Origin of the sequence: Streptomyces sp. NPDC006610 (genome assembly GCF_040611575.1) — a bacterium.
Taxonomy (GTDB): Bacteria; Actinomycetota; Actinomycetes; order Streptomycetales; family Streptomycetaceae; genus Streptomyces.
Genome location: NZ_JBEXOP010000095.1, coordinates 1 through 1,862, shown reverse-complemented (window position 1 = coordinate 1,862; position 1,862 = coordinate 1). Strand labels below are relative to the sequence as shown.

Here is a 1,862-nt window from a genome sequence, read left to right as displayed (position 1 = left end):
GCACGTCCACAACTGGACCTTCGTCCCGTCCGCAGAACCCCCACCGGACACGTCCAGGCACTTCCCCAGCGCCTGCACCGACCCGTCGCCCGCAAGGGTCCACCGCTGCGCCGCGGACCCGTTGCACGACCACAACTGCACCTGCGTACCGTCCGCCGAAGCACCGTTCGCCACGTCCAGGCACTTGCCGTTGACGCCCTTCACCTCACCCGTGCGAGCGCCGCCGCCGGTCGTGGTGAAGGAGAACTCGTCGATGTCGAACAGCGATCCCGTGCCGCCCTTGAACACCAGGTGGAGGGTGGTGGTGCCGGCCGGCCGGTTGGTCAGCGGGGCGGTGACGTCCTGGAAGGTCTCCCAGCCGCCGGTCACCGGGACGGTCGCCGTGCCGAGCAGGGTGCCGGTCGGGGATCCGGCCCGCACCTCGATGGTGCCGCCCGCTCCCGCGGAGGAGACCCGCGCCGTGAACGTGCTCGTGTTGTCCAGGGCGTAGGGGGTGAAGGCGATCCAGTCGCCGTTGTCGATGTGGCCGACGGTCCTGCCGCCGTGCGCGGGGGCGTGGTTGACGACCTGCACGCCCGACGCGGTGCCGTAGTGCTCGGCCTGCCGGTGGCTGGGCTGGGTGATGTGCTGGTCGTGGGTGGTGAGCGCGGGCTGGCCGTTCGCGCCCTTGTCGGTGTACTCGGCGTCGATGACGCCGAAGATGTTGGCGTTGGGGTCGTGTTCGCCGTCGGCGAGGGTCTGCAGGGTGCCGCTGCAGCCGGTGGCCGAGGTCTGCGGGTGGCCGTGGCTGTCGTGGCCGACGATGAAGGTGACCTTGACCTTGGAGCAGTCGACGGCGCCGTCCTCGGGGTCGGTGACCGTCACCCTGAACGGGATCGCCGCGCCGAAGTCGTAGACGCGGCCGTCCAGGGGCAGGTCGATGCTGACCGTGGGAGCGGTGTTGCCGACGGTGATCCGCACGGACGCGGTCGCCGACTTGCCGGTGGAGTCCGTGATCTTCAGCGTGGCCGTGTACTGGCCGTTGGCGGTGTAGGTGTGCGAGGGGTTGGCCGCGGTGGAGGTGGCGCCGTCGCCGAAGGTCCAGGCGTACGAGAGGGCGTCGCCGTCGGGGTCCGAGCTGCCCGCGGAGGAGAAGGCGACCGCCAACGGGGCCCTGCCCGAGGTCACGTTGGCCTTGGCCTGGGCGATCGGGGCCCGGCCGCCGGTGACGTGCTCGATGCGGTAGAGGGCCGAGTTCTCGTCGCCGTTGAAGTAGCCGGTGCCGTAGTCGAGGACGTAGAGCGCGCCGTCCGGGCCGAAGGCCATGTCCATCACCTGGGTCCCGGTCCAGGGGAAGGCGTTGATGGACTGCACGGTCCCGTCGGAGCCGGACTCGATCCGCTTGATCCAGCGGCGCCCGAACTCACCGGCGAAGAAGTCCCCGTCGTACTCCTGCGGGAACTTCACCTCGGAAGTGGAGGCGGCGTCGTAGCGGTAGACGGGGCCGCCCATGGGGGACTCCGAGCCGCCGCCGAACTCCGGTACGGAGCCGCCGTCGTACGGGATCCAGGCGGGCTGGGCGGGCGGCAGGTCGGTCAGGCCGGTGTTGCGCGGCGAGGTGTTCTTCGGGGCCGCGCAGTCGAACTTCGCGCCGGAGGCCCCGGAGGCGAAGTCGTAGTCCGTGTACGCGTTGTTCGCTCCGGTGCAGTACGGCCAGCCGTAGTTGCCCGCCTTGGTGATCCGGTTGAACTCGACCTGGCCGGCGGGTCCACGAGAGGCGCTGGCGGTGCCGGCGTCGGGGCCGTAGTCGCCGAGGTAGACGATGCCGGTGGCCTTGTCGACGCTCATCCGGAAGGGGTTGCGGAAGCCCATGGCGTAGATCT

Annotated in this window: 1 protein-coding gene; it reads right to left on the bottom strand. The window is 70.5% G+C overall.

All coding sequences use genetic code 11. The annotated features are described in order from the left end of the window. The coding region (locus tag ABZY13_RS33425; RefSeq protein WP_356637573.1) for a carbohydrate-binding protein at window positions 1–1,862 on the bottom strand (1,862 nt) is incomplete at both ends.